11 protein-coding genes are annotated in these 20,202 nt (G+C 71.0%); 1 reads left to right on the forward strand and 10 read right to left on the reverse strand.

Going from position 1 to position 20,202, the window contains the following annotated elements; genetic code table 11:
- Positions 1-11 precede the first annotated feature (11 nt).
- The 6 genes from WG923_RS16815 to WG923_RS16840 are packed head-to-tail and all read right to left on the reverse strand — an operon-like array spanning position 12 to position 6,879.
- Positions 12-875: a branched-chain amino acid ABC transporter permease gene (locus WG923_RS16815; RefSeq protein WP_340352129.1), complete on the reverse strand. Its 864-nt coding sequence runs from the start codon at positions 873-875 to the stop codon at positions 12-14.
- 12 nt (positions 876-887) lie between these two features.
- Positions 888-2,015, reverse strand: coding sequence for an ABC transporter substrate-binding protein (locus WG923_RS16820; RefSeq protein WP_340352130.1), 1,128 nt, complete (start codon positions 2,013-2,015; stop codon positions 888-890).
- Between the two features lie 54 nt (positions 2,016-2,069).
- Positions 2,070-3,716 carry a hydantoinase B/oxoprolinase family protein gene (locus WG923_RS16825; protein ID WP_340352131.1) on the reverse strand — a complete coding sequence of 549 codons (1,647 nt, stop codon included), beginning with the start codon at positions 3,714-3,716 and terminating at the stop codon, positions 2,070-2,072.
- Positions 3,717-3,725: 9 nt separating this feature from the next.
- The gene (locus WG923_RS16830) at positions 3,726-5,798 is read right to left on the reverse strand and encodes a hydantoinase/oxoprolinase family protein (protein ID WP_340352132.1); all 2,073 of its coding nucleotides are present in this window, start codon (positions 5,796-5,798) and stop codon (positions 3,726-3,728) included.
- A gap of 18 nt (positions 5,799-5,816) precedes the next feature.
- Complete coding sequence (locus WG923_RS16835) at positions 5,817-6,215, reverse strand: Rid family detoxifying hydrolase (RefSeq protein WP_340352133.1); 399 nt, start codon at positions 6,213-6,215, stop codon at positions 5,817-5,819.
- Position 6,216: 1 nt separating this feature from the next.
- Positions 6,217-6,879, reverse strand: a complete 663-nt coding sequence (locus tag WG923_RS16840) for a GntR family transcriptional regulator (RefSeq protein WP_340352134.1) — start codon at positions 6,877-6,879, stop codon at positions 6,217-6,219.
- Between the two features lie 113 nt (positions 6,880-6,992).
- Between WG923_RS16840 and WG923_RS16845 the strand changes: the two genes are divergently transcribed.
- Complete coding sequence (locus tag WG923_RS16845; protein ID WP_340352135.1) at positions 6,993-7,958, forward strand: hydroxyacid dehydrogenase; 966 nt, start codon at positions 6,993-6,995, stop codon at positions 7,956-7,958.
- 191 nt (positions 7,959-8,149) lie between these two features.
- Here the strand turns inward: WG923_RS16845 and WG923_RS16850 are convergent, their stop codons facing one another.
- The 4 genes from WG923_RS16850 to WG923_RS16865 are packed head-to-tail and all read right to left on the reverse strand — an operon-like array spanning position 8,150 to position 20,200.
- The gene (locus WG923_RS16850) at positions 8,150-9,784 is read right to left on the reverse strand and encodes a hypothetical protein (protein WP_340352136.1); all 1,635 of its coding nucleotides are present in this window, start codon (positions 9,782-9,784) and stop codon (positions 8,150-8,152) included.
- Between the two features lie 27 nt (positions 9,785-9,811).
- Positions 9,812-14,224, reverse strand: coding sequence for a hypothetical protein (locus WG923_RS16855; RefSeq protein WP_340352137.1), 4,413 nt, complete (start codon positions 14,222-14,224; stop codon positions 9,812-9,814).
- A 13-nt stretch (positions 14,225-14,237) separates the two neighbouring features.
- Positions 14,238-16,826, reverse strand: a complete 2,589-nt coding sequence (locus WG923_RS16860) for a hypothetical protein (protein WP_340352138.1) — start codon at positions 16,824-16,826, stop codon at positions 14,238-14,240.
- The gene (locus WG923_RS16865) at positions 16,823-20,200 is read right to left on the reverse strand and encodes a DUF6603 domain-containing protein (RefSeq protein ID WP_340352139.1); all 3,378 of its coding nucleotides are present in this window, start codon (positions 20,198-20,200) and stop codon (positions 16,823-16,825) included. Before WG923_RS16865 ends, WG923_RS16860 begins: the two co-directional genes overlap by 4 nt.
- Positions 20,201-20,202 lie beyond the last annotated feature (2 nt).

Consider the following 20,202-nt stretch of genomic DNA (forward strand, 5'->3'; position numbering starts at 1 on the left):
AATCTCCTTGTTCATACCTTGATGGGCGTTTCCCGCCCCAGCAGTCCGGAGGGGCGCCACACGAGCGTGACCAGCAGGATCACGAAGGCGACCAGGTCCTTGTAGGCCGAGGACACGTAGCCGCCGGCGAGGTTCTCCAGCACGCCGATCACCACGCCGCCGAGAATCGTCCCGGGGATGCTGTTGATGCCGCCGAACACCGCGGCCGAGAAGGCCTTGAGCCCCACCATGTCGCCCATGTCGAAGGAGACGAAATACAGCGGGCCGATCAGCACGCCGGCGATGGCCGCGACCGCGCAGCTCAGGCCGAAGGTCAGGCCGATCGCGCGGCTGACGTTGACGCCCACCGCACCCGCCGTTTCCGCGTCCGCCGCCACCGCGCGCAGCGCCCGGCCGGTGCGGGTGTGGGTGAACAGCACGTGCAGCAGGACCACCAGCACCACGGTACAGACCACGATCCACAGGCTGGTCTCCTGGATGCGCGCGGAGCCGATCGTGATCACCTCGGCGCCGAACACCTTGGGGAATGGGACGGGCTCGGGAAACAGGATGCGGATGCTGTTGGTCAGGATGATCCCCAGGCCGATCGACCCCACGATGAACACCTCATGGTTGTGGTAGAGGCGCCGGAAGATGAAGCGCTCGAGGACCAGCCCGAGGAGGAAGGCGGCGGCACCCACGACCAGCAGCAGCAGGGGTGTCGGCATGGGCAGTTTCTGCGCGATCGTCAGTCCGAGGAAAGTGCCGGCCATGAAGACCTGGCCCTGGGCGAAGTTGACCATCCGCAAGGTGCGGTAGACCAGCGTGAAGCCCAGTCCCACGACGGCATAGATGCAGCCGGTGGCCAGGCCACTGATGACGATCTGCGAGAACATGAAGCGCGCGCCTTACTTGCCCTTGAACGCCTGGAAGGTGCCGCGGCCGACCTCGACCAGCACCGACTGCTGCTGCATCTGGCCGGTCTTGTCGAACGAGACTTCCCCGGGAATGCCGAACATGCGGCCCTTGAAGGACCCGATGCACTGGCGCAGCTTGTCCTTGTCGGTGCCGGCGCTGGCCAGGCAGGGGGCGACGATGGTCTTGATCGCGCGGTACTCGTAGGCCGCCAGGATGGGGCGCGCAGGCTGGGCCGCACCGCTGAACTCCTTGACGAAGCGCTGCGACCAGGCCGTGGCGTCGGCGTCGACGTCCTCGTGGAACAGCGTGGTCAGGACCGTGCCTTCCGAGGCCTTGGGCGCCAGCGTCATCAGGTTCTCGTTGGCCAGGCCACCGGTGCCGATGAAGCGGGCCTTGATGCCCAGGTCGCGGGCCTGGTTCATGATGGCCGGGGCGGCGGGAATCGTGCCGAAGATGGCGACGCCGTCCGCGTTGGACGCGGCGATGCGAGACAGTTGGGCGGTGAAGTCCTTGTCGTTGCTCTGGTAGGAAACCACGGCCACCGGCTCGAGCCCGAGCTTCTTCAGACTGGCGAGGAAGACGTCGCGGTTGCCCACGCCATAGTCGTTCACGTCGTGGATCACGGCGATGCGCTTCATGCCGAGGCGCTTGACGGCCGCTTCGGCAATCTGCCCGGCCTGGTCGGAGTCCGTCGGGATGACGCGGAACGTCCACTTGTTCTTGTCGGTCGTGATCTTCGGGTTGGTGGCGCCCACGACGACGTAGGGGATGCCGGCGCGCTCGGCCACTTCCATGTTCGCCAGCACCTGGGAGCTACCCCAGCCGCCCACGATCACGTCGACCTTGTCGCTGGCCAGGCGCTGCATGGCGGTCACCGATTGCGCCGGGTTGCTGGCATCGTCGACCACCACCAGCGAAATCTTGCGGCCCTTCACGCCGCCCGCGGCATTGATCTCGTTGACGGCCATTTCGGCGCCCTGGCGGATGCCGATGCCATAGGACGTTCCGGGGCCGGACATGCCGGCGACCACGCCCAGCTTGATGTCCTGGGCGTGGGATGCCGCGGCGCCCATCAGCACCGTGGCCGCAATCGCAAAGCCAGACAGACTCAACTTCATCGCTCACTCCTCTCGTGCCGAATCGGCAATAAACCAGTCACAACGTGACACCCATCAACGGCGGACCAGGTCCCCGTACCATTCGTTCGCCCGCTCTTGCGTGACATAGCCCTCGGCCATGTCCCGCTCGACCGCCGCGCGCGTGCGCTCCCTCGGGTCGCCCGCCCCGCCGCCGCCAGGCAGCTCCAGCACGACCTGCACCGCCGGCGCCAGCGTGACGCGCCCCTTGGCAGGCAGTGCCTGGCCGTCGGCCGACATCACGCTGCCGGCGGCGCCATCGGCGCCCCCCTGCGTGCCGCGCGGCGCGAACTTGATGCGGTCGTACATCCCGGACAGGATCCAGGGGCCCTTGGAGCGCACCTCGAAGCGGATGGACTGGCCCAGGCCGCCGCGGTAGCGGCCCGCACCGCCCGAATCGGCGCGCAATTCGCGCTGGCGCATCACGATGGGCGACGAGGCCTCGATCACCTCCGTCGCGACGTTCTGGATGCCGCTCGGGAATGAGGTGGCCGCCAAGCCGTCCTTGGTCTGGCGCGCGCCCATGCCGCCGCAGGAGAAGAAGGCAAAGGAGAAAGGCTGGTCGTCCTGCCGGATGCCGGAGACCTGGGTGACCCACAGGCCGGCGGCGCTGTCCGCCGGGACCTTGGCGGGCATGGCCTGCTCCAGCGCGCCGAACACCACCGTCGGCAGGAACTGGCCGACGATGTGGCGCGCGGCGGTCGGGGACGGATGCACCGGGTTCAGCAGCGAGCCGACCGGTGCCCGCACCACGATCGGCAGGAAGCTGCCTTCGTTGTTGGGCACATCGGGGGCGACGACGCATTTCACGGCGTAGCTGGAATAGGCCGTGGTATAGGCGAGCGGCACGTTGATGCCGCGGTCCACGCTCGGGTCCGTGCCGGCGAAGTCGACCACCAGCTGCTCGCCTTCCTTGAAGATCTCGACCTGCACGTGCAATGGCTTCTCGAACCCGTCGTTCTGGGCGCTGAACACGTAGCGGTCCTCGGGGAAGGCGCGGACCGCCTCGCGCACGGCCGCATGCGAGCGGTCGACGATCTCGTCGGAGAGGTCCTCGATGTCGGCCAGCTCGAACTCCTCCAGCAGCTGGGTCAGGCGGCGCGAGCCCACCTCGCCCGCCGCGACCTGGGCGTACAGGTCGCCGATCACTTCGCGCGGGGTGCGCACGTTGGTCTCGATGAACCGGAAGACGTCGCGGTTCTTCTCGCCGCGCACGAGGAACTTGCAGAACGGCACCTGCAGGCCTTCCTCGAAGACGTTGCGCGCGTCCGCGGTCAGGCCCACGCCGCCGATGTCCACCATGTGGCAGCAGCTGGCGAAGAAACCCACCAGGCTGCCGCGGTGGAAGGCCGGCGTGACCAGGCACATGTCATTGAGCTGACCGGCGAGCTTGTAGGGGTCGTTGGACAGCAAGGCGTCGCCCGGCTCGATCGTCTCCAGCGGGAACTCCGCCAGGAAGTGGCGCATTCCGCGGGCCATGGTGTTCACGTGGCCCGGGGTGCCGGTGCGCGCCTGCGCCACCATGCGGCCGCGGCGGTCGAAGATCGCCGCCGACAGGTCGCCAGCCTCGCGCACGATGGTGGAGAAGGCGGTGCGCATCAGCACCTGGGCCTGCTCCTCGGCCAGTGCCAGCAGCCGGTTCCACAGGATCTCGAGCAGGTAGGGCGGAAAGGTGGTGCTCATCGCGTTCAATCAGTACGTCAGGGTGATCTGGATCAGGCCGTCTTCACGCATCGAGGCGCGCGCGTCGGGTCCGACGGTGATCGTGGCGTCGCCCAGCTCGATGAGCGCGGGTCCGTCGACGACCTCGCCGGCAGCTAGCGTCTCGCGCGGAATCACCTTGGTGTCGACATAGCCCTGCGCGGCGCCGAAATACACCAGGCGCTGCGAGCGCACGGCGCGCGTCCGCCCAGCGCGGTTGGCGCGCAGCGGCAGCTCGGGCACCGGCCCGCGGGCGCTGGCGCGCCAGGTGATGAGCTCCACGGATGCGTCGGGTCCCTCGACTGCGTTCAGTCGCTTGTACTCGGCGCGGAAACGCTCTTCCACGTCTTGGTTGCGGATCCCGGGCCAGCCCAGTCCTTCGAGGTTGATCTGCAGCTCGTGGCCCTGGCCGGCGAAGCGGATATCCACCGAGCGCGTGGTCGTGATGTCCTGCGGCGCGATGCCCGCGTCCATGACCCGCTGGCGGCACTCGCCCACCATCTCGTCCAGGAAGCGGGAGATCTCCTGCCAGTTCGCCTGCGCGAGCGGGACGTTCAGGCTGCGGGCCAGGTCGAACGACACCGGCGCGCACAGCATGCCGAAGGCGGAGCCGACGCCGGCCTGCCACGGAACCACCAGCTGCTTGAGCCGCAGCGCGCGGGCGACGCCGTAAGCGTGCGTGGGGCCGGCGCCGCCGAAGGCGACCATGGTGTAGTCGGTCGGCGTGCGGCCATGCTCCAGGAGGTGGACCCGGGCGGCCGACGCCATGTTCTCGTTGACCACCTGGTGCATGCCCCAGGCCGCTTCCTCGACGCTGAGGTTCAGGGGCCTCGCCAGGTGCTCCTCGATGGCCCGCACCGACGCTGCGCGGTCCAGGCGCATCTTGCCGCCCAGGAAACTCTCGGTACCGATGTAGCCCAGCACGACGTCGGCGTCGGTGACTGTGGGCAGCCTGCCGCCCAGGCCGTAGCAGGCCGGACCGGGATCGGATTCGGCGCTGTCCGGTCCGACCTTCATCAGGCCGAGGCGGTCGATGCGGGCGATGCTGCCACCGCCCGCGCCGATCTCGATCATGTCCACCGCGGGGACCTGCACCGGCATGCCGCTGCCTTGCTTGAACCGGTAGACGTGGGCGACCTCCAGCTTGCGCGCCACGATGGGTGAGCCGTCGTCGACGATGAAGGCCTTCGCCGTGGTGCCGCCCATGTCGAAGAACAGCACCTGCGGATCGCCGATGGCGCGCGCGATGTAGGCGGCGCCGATGGCGCCCGCCGCGGGGCCCGACTCGAGCAGGCGCACCGGAAACTTCGAGGCCGTCTCCGCGACGGCGGTGCCGCCGTTCGACTGCATGATCAGCAGCGAGCCGTTGACGCCCACCTTGCTCATTTCGGCGCGCAGCGCCCGCAGGTACGGTTCGACGACGGGGGTGACATAGGCGTTGATGGCCACCGTGGAGGCCCGCTCGTACTCGCGGATCTCCGGGGCGACGTCGCAGGACAGCGAGACGGGCAGGCCCGGGGCCACGCGGGCGATGATCTCACCGAGCTTGCGTTCGTTGACCGGATTGCGGTAGGAATGCAGCAGGCACACCGCGATGGCCTCGACGCCCTGTGCGAGCAGGCTCCTGATTTCGGCCTCGGCCTGCGCCTCGTCCACCGGCGCCTCGACCGAGCCGTCGGCCAGCACGCGCTCGCGGATCGGCCGGCGCAGGTGGCGGGGGACGATCGGCTGCGGCTTCTCGATATCCAGGTCGTACAGGTCGAAGCGATGTTCGGTGCCGATTTCCAGCGCGTCGCGGAAGCCTTCTGTGACCAGCAGCGCCGCCTTCGCGCCGCGGCGCGTCAGCAGGGCGTTGGTGACCAGGGTGGTGCCATGCAGCAGGCGGACCACCTGGTCTGCGCGCAGCCCGCCAGTCTCGATCATCTGCTCGATGCCGCGGGTCACGCTGGTCGTGGGATTCACGTGGTCCGTGAGGACTTTCGCCGTGATGGAGCGGCCGCTTTCCAGTTCGATGGCGAACAGATCCGTGAAGGTGCCGCCGATGTCGGTTCCTACGAGGTACATGTGTGCTCCCGGGGCCCGTCAGCTGCGCTGGCCGGCCAGGCGTTGCGGGTCCATCGCGATGACGTCCACTTCCACGTCGATGCCGCGCAGGCCGGCCTGGACCAGCGTCCTCGCCGGACGCGGCTCGGGAACCATCTGCTCGTAGACCTCGTTGAGCGCCGGCACGTTGGCCAGGTCGGTGAGGTACACGGTCATCTTGACGACGTGCTCGAGTCCCAGGTTCGCGGCGCCGAGGATCGCTTGCACGTTGGTGAGCGTCTGGCGCACCTGGGCCGCGAATTCACCGCGCTGGGGCTCGTTGGTCTCGGGCAGCAGGGGCCCCTGCCCCGACACGAACACGAACGGACCGGCCGCCAGCGCCTGCGGGAACGGACCGCGGCCCGCGGGCGCCAACGGCGTGTGAATAGGGCTCTTCATCTCAGGATGCATCGGTATTGCTGTTGGTTGTCGGGAGGAGCTCCTCGTAGGAGCCCGCGATGTTTCCGATGTGCAGCCGCATGGCCTGCGCGGCCGCCTCGCCGTCGCGGCGCTCCATGGCGCTGAGCACCCGCTCCATTTCGGCGAACGAGGCGTCCACCCGGCCCGGCTTGGCCGCGTTGAAGGCGCGGACCCAGCGGATCTGGTCGCGCAGGTTGTTCAGGATCTCGGTGATCAGCGGGTTGCCCGCCACCCGGTAGACCAGGCCGTGGAACATGTCGTCGAGGGCGAGGAACTCGTCGAAGTTGTTTTCGGCGCCCTTGCCCTTGAGCGCCTCGAAGCGGGAGCGCACCTGGGCAAGTTCATCGACGGTGACCTTCTGCGCCGCCACGCTGGCCGCGTGTCCCTCCAGCAGCAGGCGCAGCTCGCTCATCGCCGCCACATCCGCGGCCGAGAACTTGCGCACGAAAGTGCCCTGCTGGGGCAGCACGCGAACCCAGCCGTCGCGCTCCAGGCGCGCCAGCGCGCCGCGCACAGGAGACCGCCCTACCCCCAGGTCTGCGGCCAGCTTGGCTTCGGAAAGCTTTTGTCCCGGCTCGTACCGCACCTCGAGGATGCCTTCCTTGATCTTGCGATACGCATCGGTGAATCCGACTTGCGTCATATCCCTTTCCCCTTCGTCCGAATGAACTGGTTAGCTAGGCAACTAGTTAACTAGTCGGCTAGACTCTAGCTCGAACCTTTCCGGCGGTCAACGCTTTTTCCAGGAGCTGCCTCATGCGCCCAGTCGTTCTCATCACCCACGCCATCCACAAGGCCGCCATGGCACGCCTGCAGGAAGAGGCGGACGCCCGGGTCCTGGCGGACCCGTCGGCTGCAGGCCTGCTGCGGGAGATCGGGAGTGCGGATGCCTTGCTGGTGCGCATGCCCATCCCGGCCGAGGCCATCCGGGCCGGGCGGCGCTTGCGCGTGGTCGCCAGGCACGGCGTGGGCCTGGACTACATTCCGGTCGACGTCTGCACAGAACTGGGGATCCCGGTCGTGTTCACGCCGGACGCCAACACGGAGTCCGTGGCGGAGCACGTGGTGGGCACCATGATCGCGCTGGCCCACCAGGTGGCGCGGGCGGACCGCATGGTGCGAGCGGGCCGCTGGGGGGAGCGCGACGCCATCATGGGCATCGACCTGCGCGGGCGCACGATCGGGATCGTGGGCGTCGGACGCATCGGGGCGCGCGTGGCGCAGATCTGCCGCGAGGGATTCGGCATGCAGGTGCTGGGGTACGACCCCCACCTGGATGGCGCAGCCATCGAGGCGCGGGGCGCGCAGCCGCGGACGCTGCAGGCCCTGCTCGCCGAAGCGGATTTCGTGACGTTGCACACGCCGTCGACGCCGCAGACCCGCCACCTGATCGATGCCAAGGCGATCGCCGGCATGAAGCGGGGCGCCTGGCTGGTCAACCACGCGCGCGGCGCACTGGTGGACACCGAAGCCCTGACCGCTGCCCTCAGGTCGGGTCATCTCAGTGGAGCCGCGGTGGACGTCCTCGAAGTTGAACCGCCGCCGGCGACGCTGGAGCTGCTGCAACTGGACAACGTGATCGTCACGCCCCACAGCGCCGCCCTGACCGACGAAGCCATGCGCCGCATGGGCTGCGACGCGGCAGAAGACGTCCTGCGCGTGCTGCGCAACGAGACCCCCGCGGCCTGCGCGAATCGGCAGGTGCTCAAGGGATCGCGGTAGTCACGCCGACGTTGCCGTGTGCATTCCCGATCTGCTCTCCACCTGGGCTGCGCTGGACCCTGTTGAAGGTCCGAGCAAGCCGTAAGCCCGAAGCGCCGGCCGATCTGGAGACCCTGGCGGACAAGATCAACCGCGTGCGCACCGCGCCCGTAGGTTCAAGTCAAACCGCCACCCCCGGCGTGGACCGCATCTCACGGCAAGGGAGGCTGCGTGGTTGCCAGGTCGAACTGCAGCCCGCTCGATCCTTCACCGCGGCCCACGGCGCGTTCCACACGTCTCCAGTTCAAACTGGTGCCACCGAACCAGCGGGCAAGAACCTCGGCCTCACGCAGGCGTACGCCGGCACGCGAGACCTCTTCATCGTGCACGCCCGTGCGTTGCACGCCGCGCAGCAGGCCGCCGGCGGGCTGTTCCGACGACGGAGCGACCATCGCGAGCCGAAGGATGCGCGGCAGGCCGGCCGCCAGTTCCAGCGCGAACCAGTTGGAAGGCACGCGCGTCTGCAGCACGTAACGCAGATCGCCCACGACAGGGGGCGTGAAGGATTGCGGAACCTGCCGGTCCAGTGCCTGGGCGCGGTCCAGGGGCGCTCCGGTCTCGCCCTCGACCGCATGTTCGATGGCCCACACAAGGTTGGCCATCTCGTCACGCATCAGCCGCACGTCCTGCAGGTCGGGCCCCCGCAGCACATGCGCGGCCACCGGTGGCACGAACAGCAGGTCGCTCGGCCGGCCATCCGCGGCGAGCGGAGCCAGGAACGACCAGCCCTGGCGCGGCGCCGCGCCGGCCGGACTCGGCGCCCGCACGGCCCCCGGCAGCAGGGTCGGAGCGAGGCCGAAGGTGTCGCTCACCATCACGCGCTCCACCCGATGGACCGCCCCCACCGCGAGCCGCAGCGGTACCAGGAATGCATCGTTGCCGTAGTCGAAGGCGAACTGCAGCACGGCCATGCGCGCCAAATCGGTGGCCGACGCCTCCACCGCGCCGAGGTCCACTTGCGCTTGCTCGAAGGTCCAGTAACGCGGCTCCGGCATGCCGGCGAAACGGATCGGCGTCGGCACCGCAGCATGCTGCGTGGTCCTGCCCCCGGTCAGGCCGCCGGCGCCCGAGGGATTGCCGAGGTCGAAGCCGTGCCAGTCGAGGTCAGTACCGTGATGTTCGACCGCTTGCAGTGGCTCGGGCAGCCCGGCGGCCCCCACCGCGAAGCGGTACTCCAGCCGCTGCGGCTGCCACGCCGATGGAGCGCTCGCCGCCGCGGGTGCATGACGGCGATCCACTTCGTCCGCCCAGGCCCTCAAGGCGGCGCCCGCCGCGGACGCCCAGCGCGCGCCGTAGCCGCGTTCGCGCACCGCGCGGTAAACCTTCTCGCCATCGGGCACCCGGTGGAGCGCCAGGGCGTGCAGCGCTGCCGCCGTCGGCTCGCCAGGCGCCGCGGCTCCATCGAGGTGGTGGGCGCGCAGCACCCCAGACAGTTGGCTCGAGTGGCCGGCGGCGCGCAGCCGCTGCGCCAGCAGCAGCCCGGTATCGAGCTTGCGCCGCAGCGTCCAGCCCCCCGGACGCGATGGCGCGGCCTCGATGACGGCCTGCAAGGGCATGGCCTGTGGATCGTAGCGCTGCACCGCACCGCCGCGCTCGACGGTCTCGAGCGCATGGCTCGTCACCTGCACGTCGGCGTGTACGGGCGTGCCGCCGTCCTCCCCGTCGAGTTCGCCGAGCACCCATTGCCGGCCAAGCAGCCACGCCGCGTCCCACACGCGCGCCGCCAGCCCGGGCTCGATGTCGGCGGATCGGGTGCGGGGCTCGAGGCGAACGAACACATCACGCATGGGCATCGCTCCTTGGTCGGTCCCGCGTCAGGGCGTGCCCGTGGCCAGGCGCCCGAGCAGGCTGCCCGGAAGCAGGCGGTCGCGCAGCACCAGCGCGGGCAGCAGCTGGCCGGCGGCACCGAGCAGGTCGGGATCGATCACGCGCATCTGCGCCAGGTGAAGCGCTTCCTGCACCGCCAGCAGCAGATCCTCCAGCCGCCACTCTTCACGCGGCGGCGGGTTGCACAGCAGGATCACGTTCGGCGCGGCGCTCGACGGCGCATCGGTGCGGAACGCCAGCGCTGCGTCGATGTCGGGCGCCGGTACGAACTCGGTCCAGTCGTCGATGAAGAGCCCGCTCACCGCATTGCCATCGCGCACGAGGGTGCCGGAACCGCACGCTGCCACATGACCCGTGCGGCCTGGCAACACGCGTCCGGGCAGGCCAACCCAGGATTCACCCGCGGCGACGGGCGTCTGTGCGACCTTCATCCGGTACGGCGACGCGACGGTGCGGGTGACGAGGTCCCGCGCCTGTAGCGCGTCGTCGAACAGCATCATCTTCGACCGCACCGCGGCCGCGCGCTGCACGAACGCACGCAGGTCGTCACCGCTGGTGCCCAGCGGTGCGGCCCAGACCGCCGCGAGTGCAGCGGCATCCACGCGCAGCAGCGGCAGCGCCGGCTGCGTCACGCCGAGCAAGGCCTTCATGCGCTCGGGCCATCCCGTCGCGGACGATGATGCGGCCAGGCGCTCCTCCAGCTGCGATTTCAGTCGACGCGCCTGCTCCTGCCTGGACGCCGGGGTATCGGGCGTGTCCGGCGCGGCCGATGCGTCGGTCCAGTGGCGCGCGCGATCGATGACGCTTTGCTCCGGCGGGTCATGGGCGAGCGCGGCAACCAGCGATCGCGCAGCCTGGCGCGCGAGGTCCAGGCGCGCCTCACCGTCCTGCAAGTCCAGCACTGCGTCCACTGGCAAGTCGGCCGGCGTCAGCGCACGCGCTCCGAGCAGCACAGCGCGCAGGCGCGAGGCCAGCGCGCGCAGTTCAGCCACGCCGATGCGAACGGAGGTCCAGCCGGCGGGACGCTGCAGGCTCAGTCGAAGTGCATTCGACGGCGTGGACAAGCTGATCGTCCCCTTGTCACGGTGGTGGAACTCGCCCAGCGCGAACAGACGCTGTTCGAGCAGCGCCGACGCCGTGGCCTGCATGGTGTCGGCCAGCAGCAGCACGTCGATGGCGGCCAGCGCCAGGTCGGCCCGCCGGCGCCGCTTGGCCGTCTTCAGCAATTCGGCCAGGGACGCGGTCCACGAGGTGGTCGCGTCGGTCACCACCACCCACACGCTGCGCGGAGACGGCAGCAGCGACGAAGCCCACGCATCGGCCGCGGCATCGGCCAGCGCACGTGGCGTTGCGTACCAGGCCGCGTCTGCCGCGGCGGTGTCGAACATCCAGCTCACGCGGTGTCCAACCGCATCGCCGCGCAACTGCGTGCGCAGAACCTCGAGGTCGTCGGGCAATACCGGCTGCCCGCTCATGCTGTTGGCGGCAGCGGCCGAGCGAGCGCTTTGACCGCGCACGAGCTGGTGGACCGATTCGGCCAGCAGGACGTCCGACAGGGCGTCGACCGCGTCGGCCGCCTCGCCCAGTGCCGCCTGGAGCACTTGTGCATCAGTGACTTGCACAGACGACGGCAGCAGGCCGATGTCGGGCACGGCCGAGTCAGGGGCCGTCGCCAGCCGCAGCAGCGCCAGGCCGTCGACCACCGCGTTGGCCGAGACCGCCTCCGCGGCCCCGCTGCCGGGGGTCAGCCGGTTGGCCTCGATGGGCGCCAGGCTGCGCAGCGGCGCGATCATTTGGGGTGCGGCACCGCCACGTTCGACCAGGGCGCGCTCGATCGCATAACCGAGCAAAGCGCCCAGCGGCTGGCCTTCGGCCACGCCCTGCAACAGCTGGCGTGCCTGGCGCACACGGCGCGAGGACAGGTCCACCGCGAAACTCGATCCGCGGCGCGCCGCCCAGTCGGCGAAATCAGCCGACATCAGCACGCCCGCGGTGGCGGCCTGCGCCAGGCTGGGCGCCAACGCATGGCTGCCAGATGCATTGCCGCTGCGCCGGTCGATCCGCTCGACCAGTCCCCAGGCTCCCAGGGAAAGCCCGGCAGCAGCCTGCAAGCCCGGCATCCAGGTCCCGGCGGCCGGGTCGCCACGCACCTCGGCCAGGCGCTGGGCGGCACGGCGCGCAAACCACCCGTCGAGGCGGTGGCCAAGCAGGCCGAGCCCTGCGCCCAGCGCCTGTTCCAGTTCGCTCGGCGAAGTGTCGCGCAGGCGTGCGAGCACGACCTGGACCTCGAAAGAACGCGGCGCCAGGGCGGGGTCGACGACGTAGGCCACGCGCCCTTGCGCGTCCACCACGCCTTGGCGCGTGGCGATCATGTAGCCGCGCGCCAGATCCCACCACGTATCGTTGGTGTAGCCGCCGGGCTCGAAGTACTCTGGGTGGTTGATCGCCGTCTGCCGCGCGGTGGCCATCGCCGCGTCGCTCTCGCCCGCGATCAGCGCCATCGCGTCGGCATGCGCGGCCGAGAGCACCGCTTGACGCGCCAGCTGAAACAGCAGGGTGCGGGGCAGCGGCAGTGCGCCACCGCCGGCCATGTCGCGGTAGCGGTCCTGCAGGATGTCGTCGATGCCCATCTCGCGTTCCAGCCATGCAAGGGTGGTGGCCGGCGTGGGCGCGCCCGGAGCATCGTCGAGGACCGGCGCCAGCGTGGCCAGCGCGGCCGGCTGCAGGTGCAGCCGGTCCAGCAGCGGAGCCTGCCCCGCCGCGCCGTGGCCCATGGCGGCGAGCAGCGCCGCCGCCGCGTCGCGCCGCGCGATCGAGTCGGGATCGATGGTCAGCTGCGGGTTTGCCGCCAGCGCCAGCGCCAGCCCGACCGACAGGCGTAGCCCGATCTGGCGCGGCCGCGCATCGCTGCGCAGGATGTCCAGCAACACCTGCAATCCGTTGCCGGCCTGCGCGCTGCCGACGCGCGGCACCTGCCCAAGGGCCGGCGCGTACACCTGGTCGCGCAGCACGTCCAGTGCGACGGCGAACCCCGCAGACGCGCCGGTGCCGGCCTGACCCACGGGCAGCAGGCCATAGGGCTGGTCGCCGACCCTGAGCGCCGGCAGGTCCTCGGCGCGCACGTCGTCGGCGAATTCGTCGAGCACGGCGCGCAGTTCCTGCGCGGGCACCGCGCCGCCGAGCGCTTCCGTCAGCCCTGGCTCGATCAGCATCACCAGCAGCCGACGCAGCGCCGCCACGCCCATGGCGTCGCGCTGTACCGCACCGCTGGGCGTGTAGCCAAGCACTTCGGCCGGCAGGCCCAACGCCGCGCAGAGCCGGAAGCTGGCGCAGTCCTCGGGCTGACCGGCGCGGATGCGCTCGAAGTTGGGCGTCGCCCTCTGGCCAGTGCGGGCCCCGGCGTAGATCGCCTCGTGCAGAAGCTCGGCGGGCGGCTCGGCCTGGTAAGGGGTGCGCTCACCCGGCAGCGCGTTGGTCGGCACGCCAGGCGCGCAGACGTCGAGGCCGTCGCTGCACTCGTGTGCGCGCAGCAGCGCCGCGAACGCGGCCGCACCGGCCGCCGCGTCGCGTCCGGCATCGACGCCGACCACCACCAGCCGATGCACCACCGCGTCCGGCGCACCGAGCGGCACCTCGATCCCCATGCCGGCCTCCCGCGCGGCGGCGAAGTCGGTCAGCCATGCCGCCTGCGCGCCGAGCGGGCCGGCGGCGGCATCGGTGTCGAACGGATCCGGCGTCACCAGCAGCGGATCGCGCACCAGTCGGTCTGCGGGCCGCACCACGTCGGGCGGCGACGGCCGCAGCGGCGGCGGCTGGTGCAGCCAGGCGCAGGCGATGAAGCGGTCCGGCAGCGCGCGCGCCCGCCCGGGCGAGGACCATCCGCCGGCGCGCGGGCCGAGCGCGTTGCCGTCGGCGACTTCCGCGACGTGTATCGCGCGCCGTGCGCCGACAGCGGCCACCAGTTCGGCCCACGCCGCGCGCGCATCGGGCTCCACGCGGGCCAGCGCTTTGCGGTATCGCGCCCGGGCCGCAAGCTCGGCCGAGGTGAGGGCCGGCTCGTGTCCGTCCAGGTGGATCGTGTCCGGGTAGATGCGCACCAGCAAGGTGTCACCGCGGTAGCGCGTCTCCAGCCGCACCGGCAGCAGCGCCAGCGGCAGCCGGCGGTCGACCACATCGACCCCGTCGCCGCGATCGAGCACCACCGTGCGCGCCTTGTCGCACTGGTCGAGCAGCTGCTGGCGTTTCTGCTGCCAGGCCTGCAGGTCGCTCAGCAGGCCGGCATCGCCCGGGCGCTGCATCGCCTCGCCGCGCAAGACCTGCAGCCTGGCGTCGGCGTCACGCAGACCGGAACGGAACTTAGCGAGCGCGTCGCGGGCACGTTGGCGTTCGGGGGTCAGCATCGTGTCGCGCGTTTCACAGCAGCGTGGAAGCCGCGACGTAGAGCCGTTGCGGCGGCAGCACGCAGGCGGCGGCGAATTGGGCGGCATCGGCGCCCGCGGCGGGCACCGCCCAGGCATTGTCGGACAGTCCCGGGCGACCGAAGCGCAGGGTCTGCGGCTCTTCCTGGAAGGTCAGGAAGCGGTCCCTCACGCTGGTGATCGGCGTGGCGAATCCGATCAGCCGCGTGTCGGGTTCGAGCAGCGTGTCGAAGGCGGGAAGCGCCCGGTCCGCGGCGCTCAGGGCGCCGACCTTGGGCGCGCCGGTCGCAGCGTCGCGGGCGTGCAGGTAGACGGTCGCCCGGGGGAAGCGCCGCACCAGCTCGCCGCGCATCACCAGCACCGTCAATGCCGCCTGGCCCGGCACCATGTGCGAGCCCAGGGTACCGAGCCAGGTGTGGACGCGGGGCACCACGCGGTCGTCTTCGCGCCAGAAGCTGTCGAACACGGTGCCTCGCTGGTCGGTCGGAAAGCCGCGCCAGAGCAGTTCGCGCGCCATCTCGTGATTGAGGCCGACCAGATACGACTCGATGAATTCGGCGTTCGGCTGCAGCAACGCGAGTGATTCGGACGGCATGCCGCCGAGTCCGGGCACCAGCCACTCGCGCGACAGCTCGAGCAGATAGCCGGCCATCGCCGCGGGCAGGCGGGGCGCCACCAGGATCGGCCGCAGCCCGTCGAAGCAAGCGGCCGGTGCGGCCGGGACGGCGAGGCGCGCACGCACCCGCCGCGGTACCGTCTGCGCGGGATCAAGTGCCGCCCACAGGTCCTGCGCGAAAGTGCCGGTGCGGCCGCTCGGCAACGGGGTGCACGCCGCGGGCTGCGTCCGGGTCGCCAGAGCGGCGTATTCGCGCACGATGGCGTGCAGCGGATGCGGCGTTCGCGTCGGCAGGCCACCAATCGGGCCGGTGATCGGGCCGGTGATCGGGCCGATGACCGGGCCGATGACCGGGCCGATGACTGGCGGCGGATTCACTTCGAACGGCAGCCGGCCCTGGCCTGCCAGGAGGCGCACCGGCACCAGCCGCGCCCCCGCCGGCGCCGGTGCGGTGTCAGGCAGCAAGTTGTTGGCAAGGGCCTCGAGCATGGACTCCGGTGCGACCGGTACACGGGCGTCGGGGTCGATGCGGCGCGCCAGGCGGCGCTGCAGCGGTCCACCCGGGCGCAGCAGCTTGCGCGCCGAGCCCGACACCGCCAGCGGCGGCAGGCAGCTTTGCTGCATCGCGCCCTGGAAGCTCAGCGCCGGGCCGAAACGCATGCGCGCGAGCGCCGGGGCCGCATACGCGACCAGCGCCCAGCTCCCCGCGGACCCGGCGAGCAGTGGCCACAGGCGGCGCGTGCGCAGGCTGGACGCTGCGGCCTGCGCCATCTCGCCCAGACGCAGTTGCCGGTTGGCCTGAACCACCTCGCCTGCCTGCTCCCAGCAGGCGGCCATGAACTCTTCCTGGTGCCGCTGCACGACCTGGGTACCGAGCGCAGCGGCGACACGGCGGACGGGGTCGCGATTCAGGGCGCCAAGCCAGGCCGGCGCCAATGGCGCGGTGGTCGTGGCCGCGGCATGCCAGGTGCCGTACGTTGGAGGACCGAGCCGGCCCGGCAGGTCCAAACGGGCGGCGATCGCCGCCGATAGCAGGGGCGCGGTCACCAGGGGGATCGGATTGGCGGGCCGCAATGCGCCGTCCTGCGCCAGCGTCAGGGGTGCAGGCGATGCAGCCAGTCCGCCGCCCGGACGGCTGGCATCGAGATCGCGTCGGCCCACGGCGAGCGCGCCGGCCGGCCGCTTGAACCCGCGCACCAGGTCTTCGAAGCTTCCCCCCGGACCGGTCTCGAACGTCCACTGCGCATAGACGGGCAGCTCGATGGGCGTCGACACTGTGCCGCCCGCTGCCGGCCATGCCGGGCCGAGCTCGACCCCGGCGTTGCCAGGCGTCGTGCCGAAAGCTGCCGTGACCGACGCGCGAAACGATGGCACCAGGCAGGCAAGGTAGCGTTGCGCGGGGCCGAGCCGGCGGGGGCACAGGATGCGGGACCATGCCTGCGCCGCGGCGCCGAAGGACTCGGCGCGCGAGGGCGCCGCGGTGTCGGCTGCGGCCCGGGCGAACTGCGCGTGCGCCCAGGCAAACGCCTGCGCCAGATCGGGCAAGGCCGCCGGATCCTGCACCAGCACCCGCCAGGCGGCATCGACCCGCCGCAGCACCGCTTCGTCCTCGCGCAGCACCAGCAGCACCAGCCAGGGCTGAAGGCGGTTGCCTGCGGGTGCGAACGGCGTGAACAGCCACGGCAGGTCGGCGCGTTCGAACTCGACCCAGGCAAAGCTCTCCGGAGCGACACCGCTCGCGCCCGGCGCCGGGAAACGCCCCCGGATCTGCGCTTCGTGCAGTGCCGTCACGTCGCCGGGACCGGCCAGCACCAGCCCGGGGGCGTCGGCCACGATCGGCGCGCCCACGCCTTCGACGCGAGCCCGGGCGGCGACCGGCGCACGCAGCAGCGCCCCCGCCCCGGGAGTCTGGCTCACCGAAGCGGCGAGCCCCTCGCGCACGTAGGCCACCAGATGGGGCGTCGTCATGCCGCCGTCTCGCAGTCAAGGGTGACGACGCTACCGGTGCGGCCGGTGGCGTCCAGGCGCCGCCGCTCGTCGTGCGCCTGTGCCGCGCTGGTGCCACGGCCTGCGCCGACGAGGCCGAGCGTGTCCCCGTCCGCCACCACGAAGCGCTCGGCGCTGATGCGCACGCCCGCGCCAGCCTGGAGTCCGCTGTTCGGCCGTGCAAGCGGCGGCATGGCGGGCACGAAGGCGGGATCCACTTGCAGCGCGCCAAGGTCGATGACGGTCTCGGCGTAGTTCATGAAGATGGACAGCGCGCGGTCGGCACAGCAATACCCCGGCAGCGCCGCGCGGCCGCCCGCCGGCATCGCTTCGAACGCGGGACGCGAGAGCTTCTCGTCCTCGGTCAGGTCCTCGAACTGACCGGGCGCAAAGTCGGCCAGCACCGGCTCGGGCGTCGCGCTGGTGCCGACCCCCGTGTCCAGAGCTGCCAGCCGAAGCGACACCGGCCCGCCGGCAGGACGCGCGCCGCCGTAGCGCAGGATCGTCTTGTCGAATGGCAGCAGGCGTTGAACCAGGGCGACGCTGCCCAAAGGATGCAGCACCAGGCCGTCGCCCGGCGCAGCGTCCTTCAGCACCGCGATCGAACCCGTGCCGGCCGCGGGCACCCCGGCCCACGACTCCCGGCGCGCGAGTTCGCGCACCATCAGCTCGCGCAGATCGACCTCCTCGATGGCGGGCGGCTCGGCGGTGCCTACGGTGACGTCGAACGGCACGCGCACCTTGACCACCAGCTCGAATTCGGCGGCTCCGACGACGTTCCAGGGCCGCGGTCCCGAAAGCCGTGCCTGCAGCCGCGCCATCAGGAGCGGCACGCCGTTGCGCGACACGATCAATTCGGCCAGCAACTGGCACAGCAGGCGAAACGGCTCGAACTCGATCAAGGCGTCGAACGCCGCGCGGCCCTGGACCGCGAACGTGCCGAGGGCCGTCTCGGTACCGGCGTAAAGCTCCACGCCAGCGCCGAACTGCACCGAGTTCGAGGTGACCGCGAAGTAGGTCTCGAAGCGCAGCCGGGGGTTGTCGCCCGAACTGAGCGCGAGCGCCAGCCGCCTCATGTTCGCGGGCATGCGTTCGGGCGCCGGGTAGCCGGGGAAGAACCCGCCCATCGACAGACTGAAGGCCTTCGTCGCGCCCCAGCCGAGCACCATCGCCATGTCGCCCGTGAGGGTGAAGCCGGCCAGCCGCGAATCGACCAGCGCCGCGGTGATGGTCGCCTCCTGGCGGTCGAAGTCGAGCACGCCCACCACTTCCAGGCGGATGTCGGCGACGGCCTCCTTCTCGGTGGGCAGCACGAGTCGCATGCGCCCGAGGATCGCCAGTCGCAGCGGCGAGGGAATGTCCAGCACCACCGCCAGTTCCAGGCGCAGCAGTGCACTTGGGCCCCAGCTCAGTTTCACCATCGGCCCGAACACGAAGCGGCCTTCCTGGATCGGGAAGATCGACTGCAGGTCGGCCAGCACGGTGTCGATGCGGCCGATCGGATCGCGCGGGAACAGGATGGATCCCAGCACCCCTTCCGACACGCGCCGCTTGAGCGCCTCGGTGTCCATGCGCCGGTGAATACCGACGATGCCGCCGACTCCCTGCAGCGCGAACCCGAAGCCGAGCGGGATCGACGGGAACTGCGCCGCCAGGATCACGAGGAAGCTGTAGCCGCCCGGGTTGTCGGGCAGGCGGGTGTTGACCAGCGCGATGGCTGCGATATCGATCGCCTTGACCGAAAGCTGCAGCGCACCCGAGTACCGGCCGATGTCGGGCTCGAAGGCGATGAAGCCGCCCCCCTTCACGGGACCGGAGTCGACCTTGATGGCAACTCCGGACGGCGGCTTGACCCCGGCGCGCAGGCTGGCGAAGCCGGCCGCCCCCGGTGTGCCGTCCAGCCCCAGGCGCAGCCCCAGTCCGGTGACGGTGCAGACGAGCGGGCCGAGCGTGAGCCGCAGGATGCTGTCCAGCGTGAGCAGCAGGCCAGCGGGGCCGGCATCGCCGGTCAGCGCGAGCTCGCGAACGTCCAGCGGCCCGAGCGACAGGCCTTTGACCAGCACGACCCGCGAGGCCCGCGCACCGACGCTCAGGCGCAGCCCGTCCGCGGGACCCCACCGGACCCCGAGGTCGAAGGGCGGCACGGAGAGGCTCGCGAGCACCTTGGCGAGGAAACCGTCGGATCCGCCGGCGCCCACCTGCACCGCGATGCCGGTGACGTCGAGCGACAATTCAAGCGTCCACCCCTGCGCATCCTGCATGGTGCTCGCGACGCCGAGCGCGATGCCGCCGATCGCCAGGCCCGGCCCTTCGGCCGGCCCGAGGCGCAGTGCCGGCGTGCTGCGGGTGGCCAGGGTGGCGGAGGCCGACGCCGTACCACTGGTGCGCACGCCCGCACCGGCAAAAGTGATGGCCGCGGTCGCCGACGCCTGCAGTCCGGCGCGCCAGCGCTCGCCCTGCCGATCCAGGTACCAGCGCCCACCCGGTATCACGTGCACTTCCACCCCGGGGCCCACAGCCTCCAACGCGAGCACGCCCCAGGCGTTCAGGCTGCCGGCCTCGTCCGATGGCGCCGGGGCGGCGGCAGTAGCACCGATGTCACCGAGCTGCGCGGGTGCGGTGAAGATCCACAGGCTCCCGGGAACGCCGCGCACCGCGTCGGCGGGCAACCAGATCGACGCCAGTCCTGCCACTTGCAGCGCCTCGGGCAGCATCGGCCCGAACCCGTTCCAGGCCTCCTCGGCCATCCGCGCCCCTGCCCCGCCGGTGCTGTAGCGCTCGCCGAGCGCACGCAGGGCCGCCGCCGGATCGGTGACCCAGCGGCCGAGCTGCTCGAAGTCCAGCTGTTCACGCACCCGCGGCGCGCGCAGCTGCGTGCTGGCGAGCGTCAGTGCTGGCAGGGTGCGTCGTTCGAGCACCCCGAGCGCGAGCAGCAGCAGCCGCGGCACCGGCCAGTGCCGACGCAGCCATGTCGATGCGAGCGAGGCCATCACGTCCTGTGCCAGTTCACCAGCCAGAGCAGCCGCTTCGGCTGGCGCCGATGCCGGAAAACGCACCTGGGCCAGCGCCGTGGCCGCCTGGGCGATCTCGATGCCCAACTTGGCGAGGTCGGCCAATGTCCCGAGGACATCGACCGGTTGCTGCTGCGAGCGCGCCGACAGCGCCTGGACTGCCGCGACGGTGCGTGCCAGCGGCGGCAAGGCGTCGACCAAGCCATCGATCGCCGCGACCTGCCAGCCGAGCGACTGCGTGTAAGCCAGCAAGGCCTCGGCGGACTCGGAGGCCGCACGCAGCGGCGCTATCAGTTCGATGGCGGCGACCGCAAGCTTCTGTTCGAACGGGGTGGGGTCGCTCATCG

The sequence above is a fragment of the Ramlibacter sp. AN1133 genome, assembly GCF_037890035.1.
In the GTDB taxonomy this organism is placed as follows: Bacteria; Pseudomonadota; Gammaproteobacteria; order Burkholderiales; family Burkholderiaceae_C; genus Ramlibacter.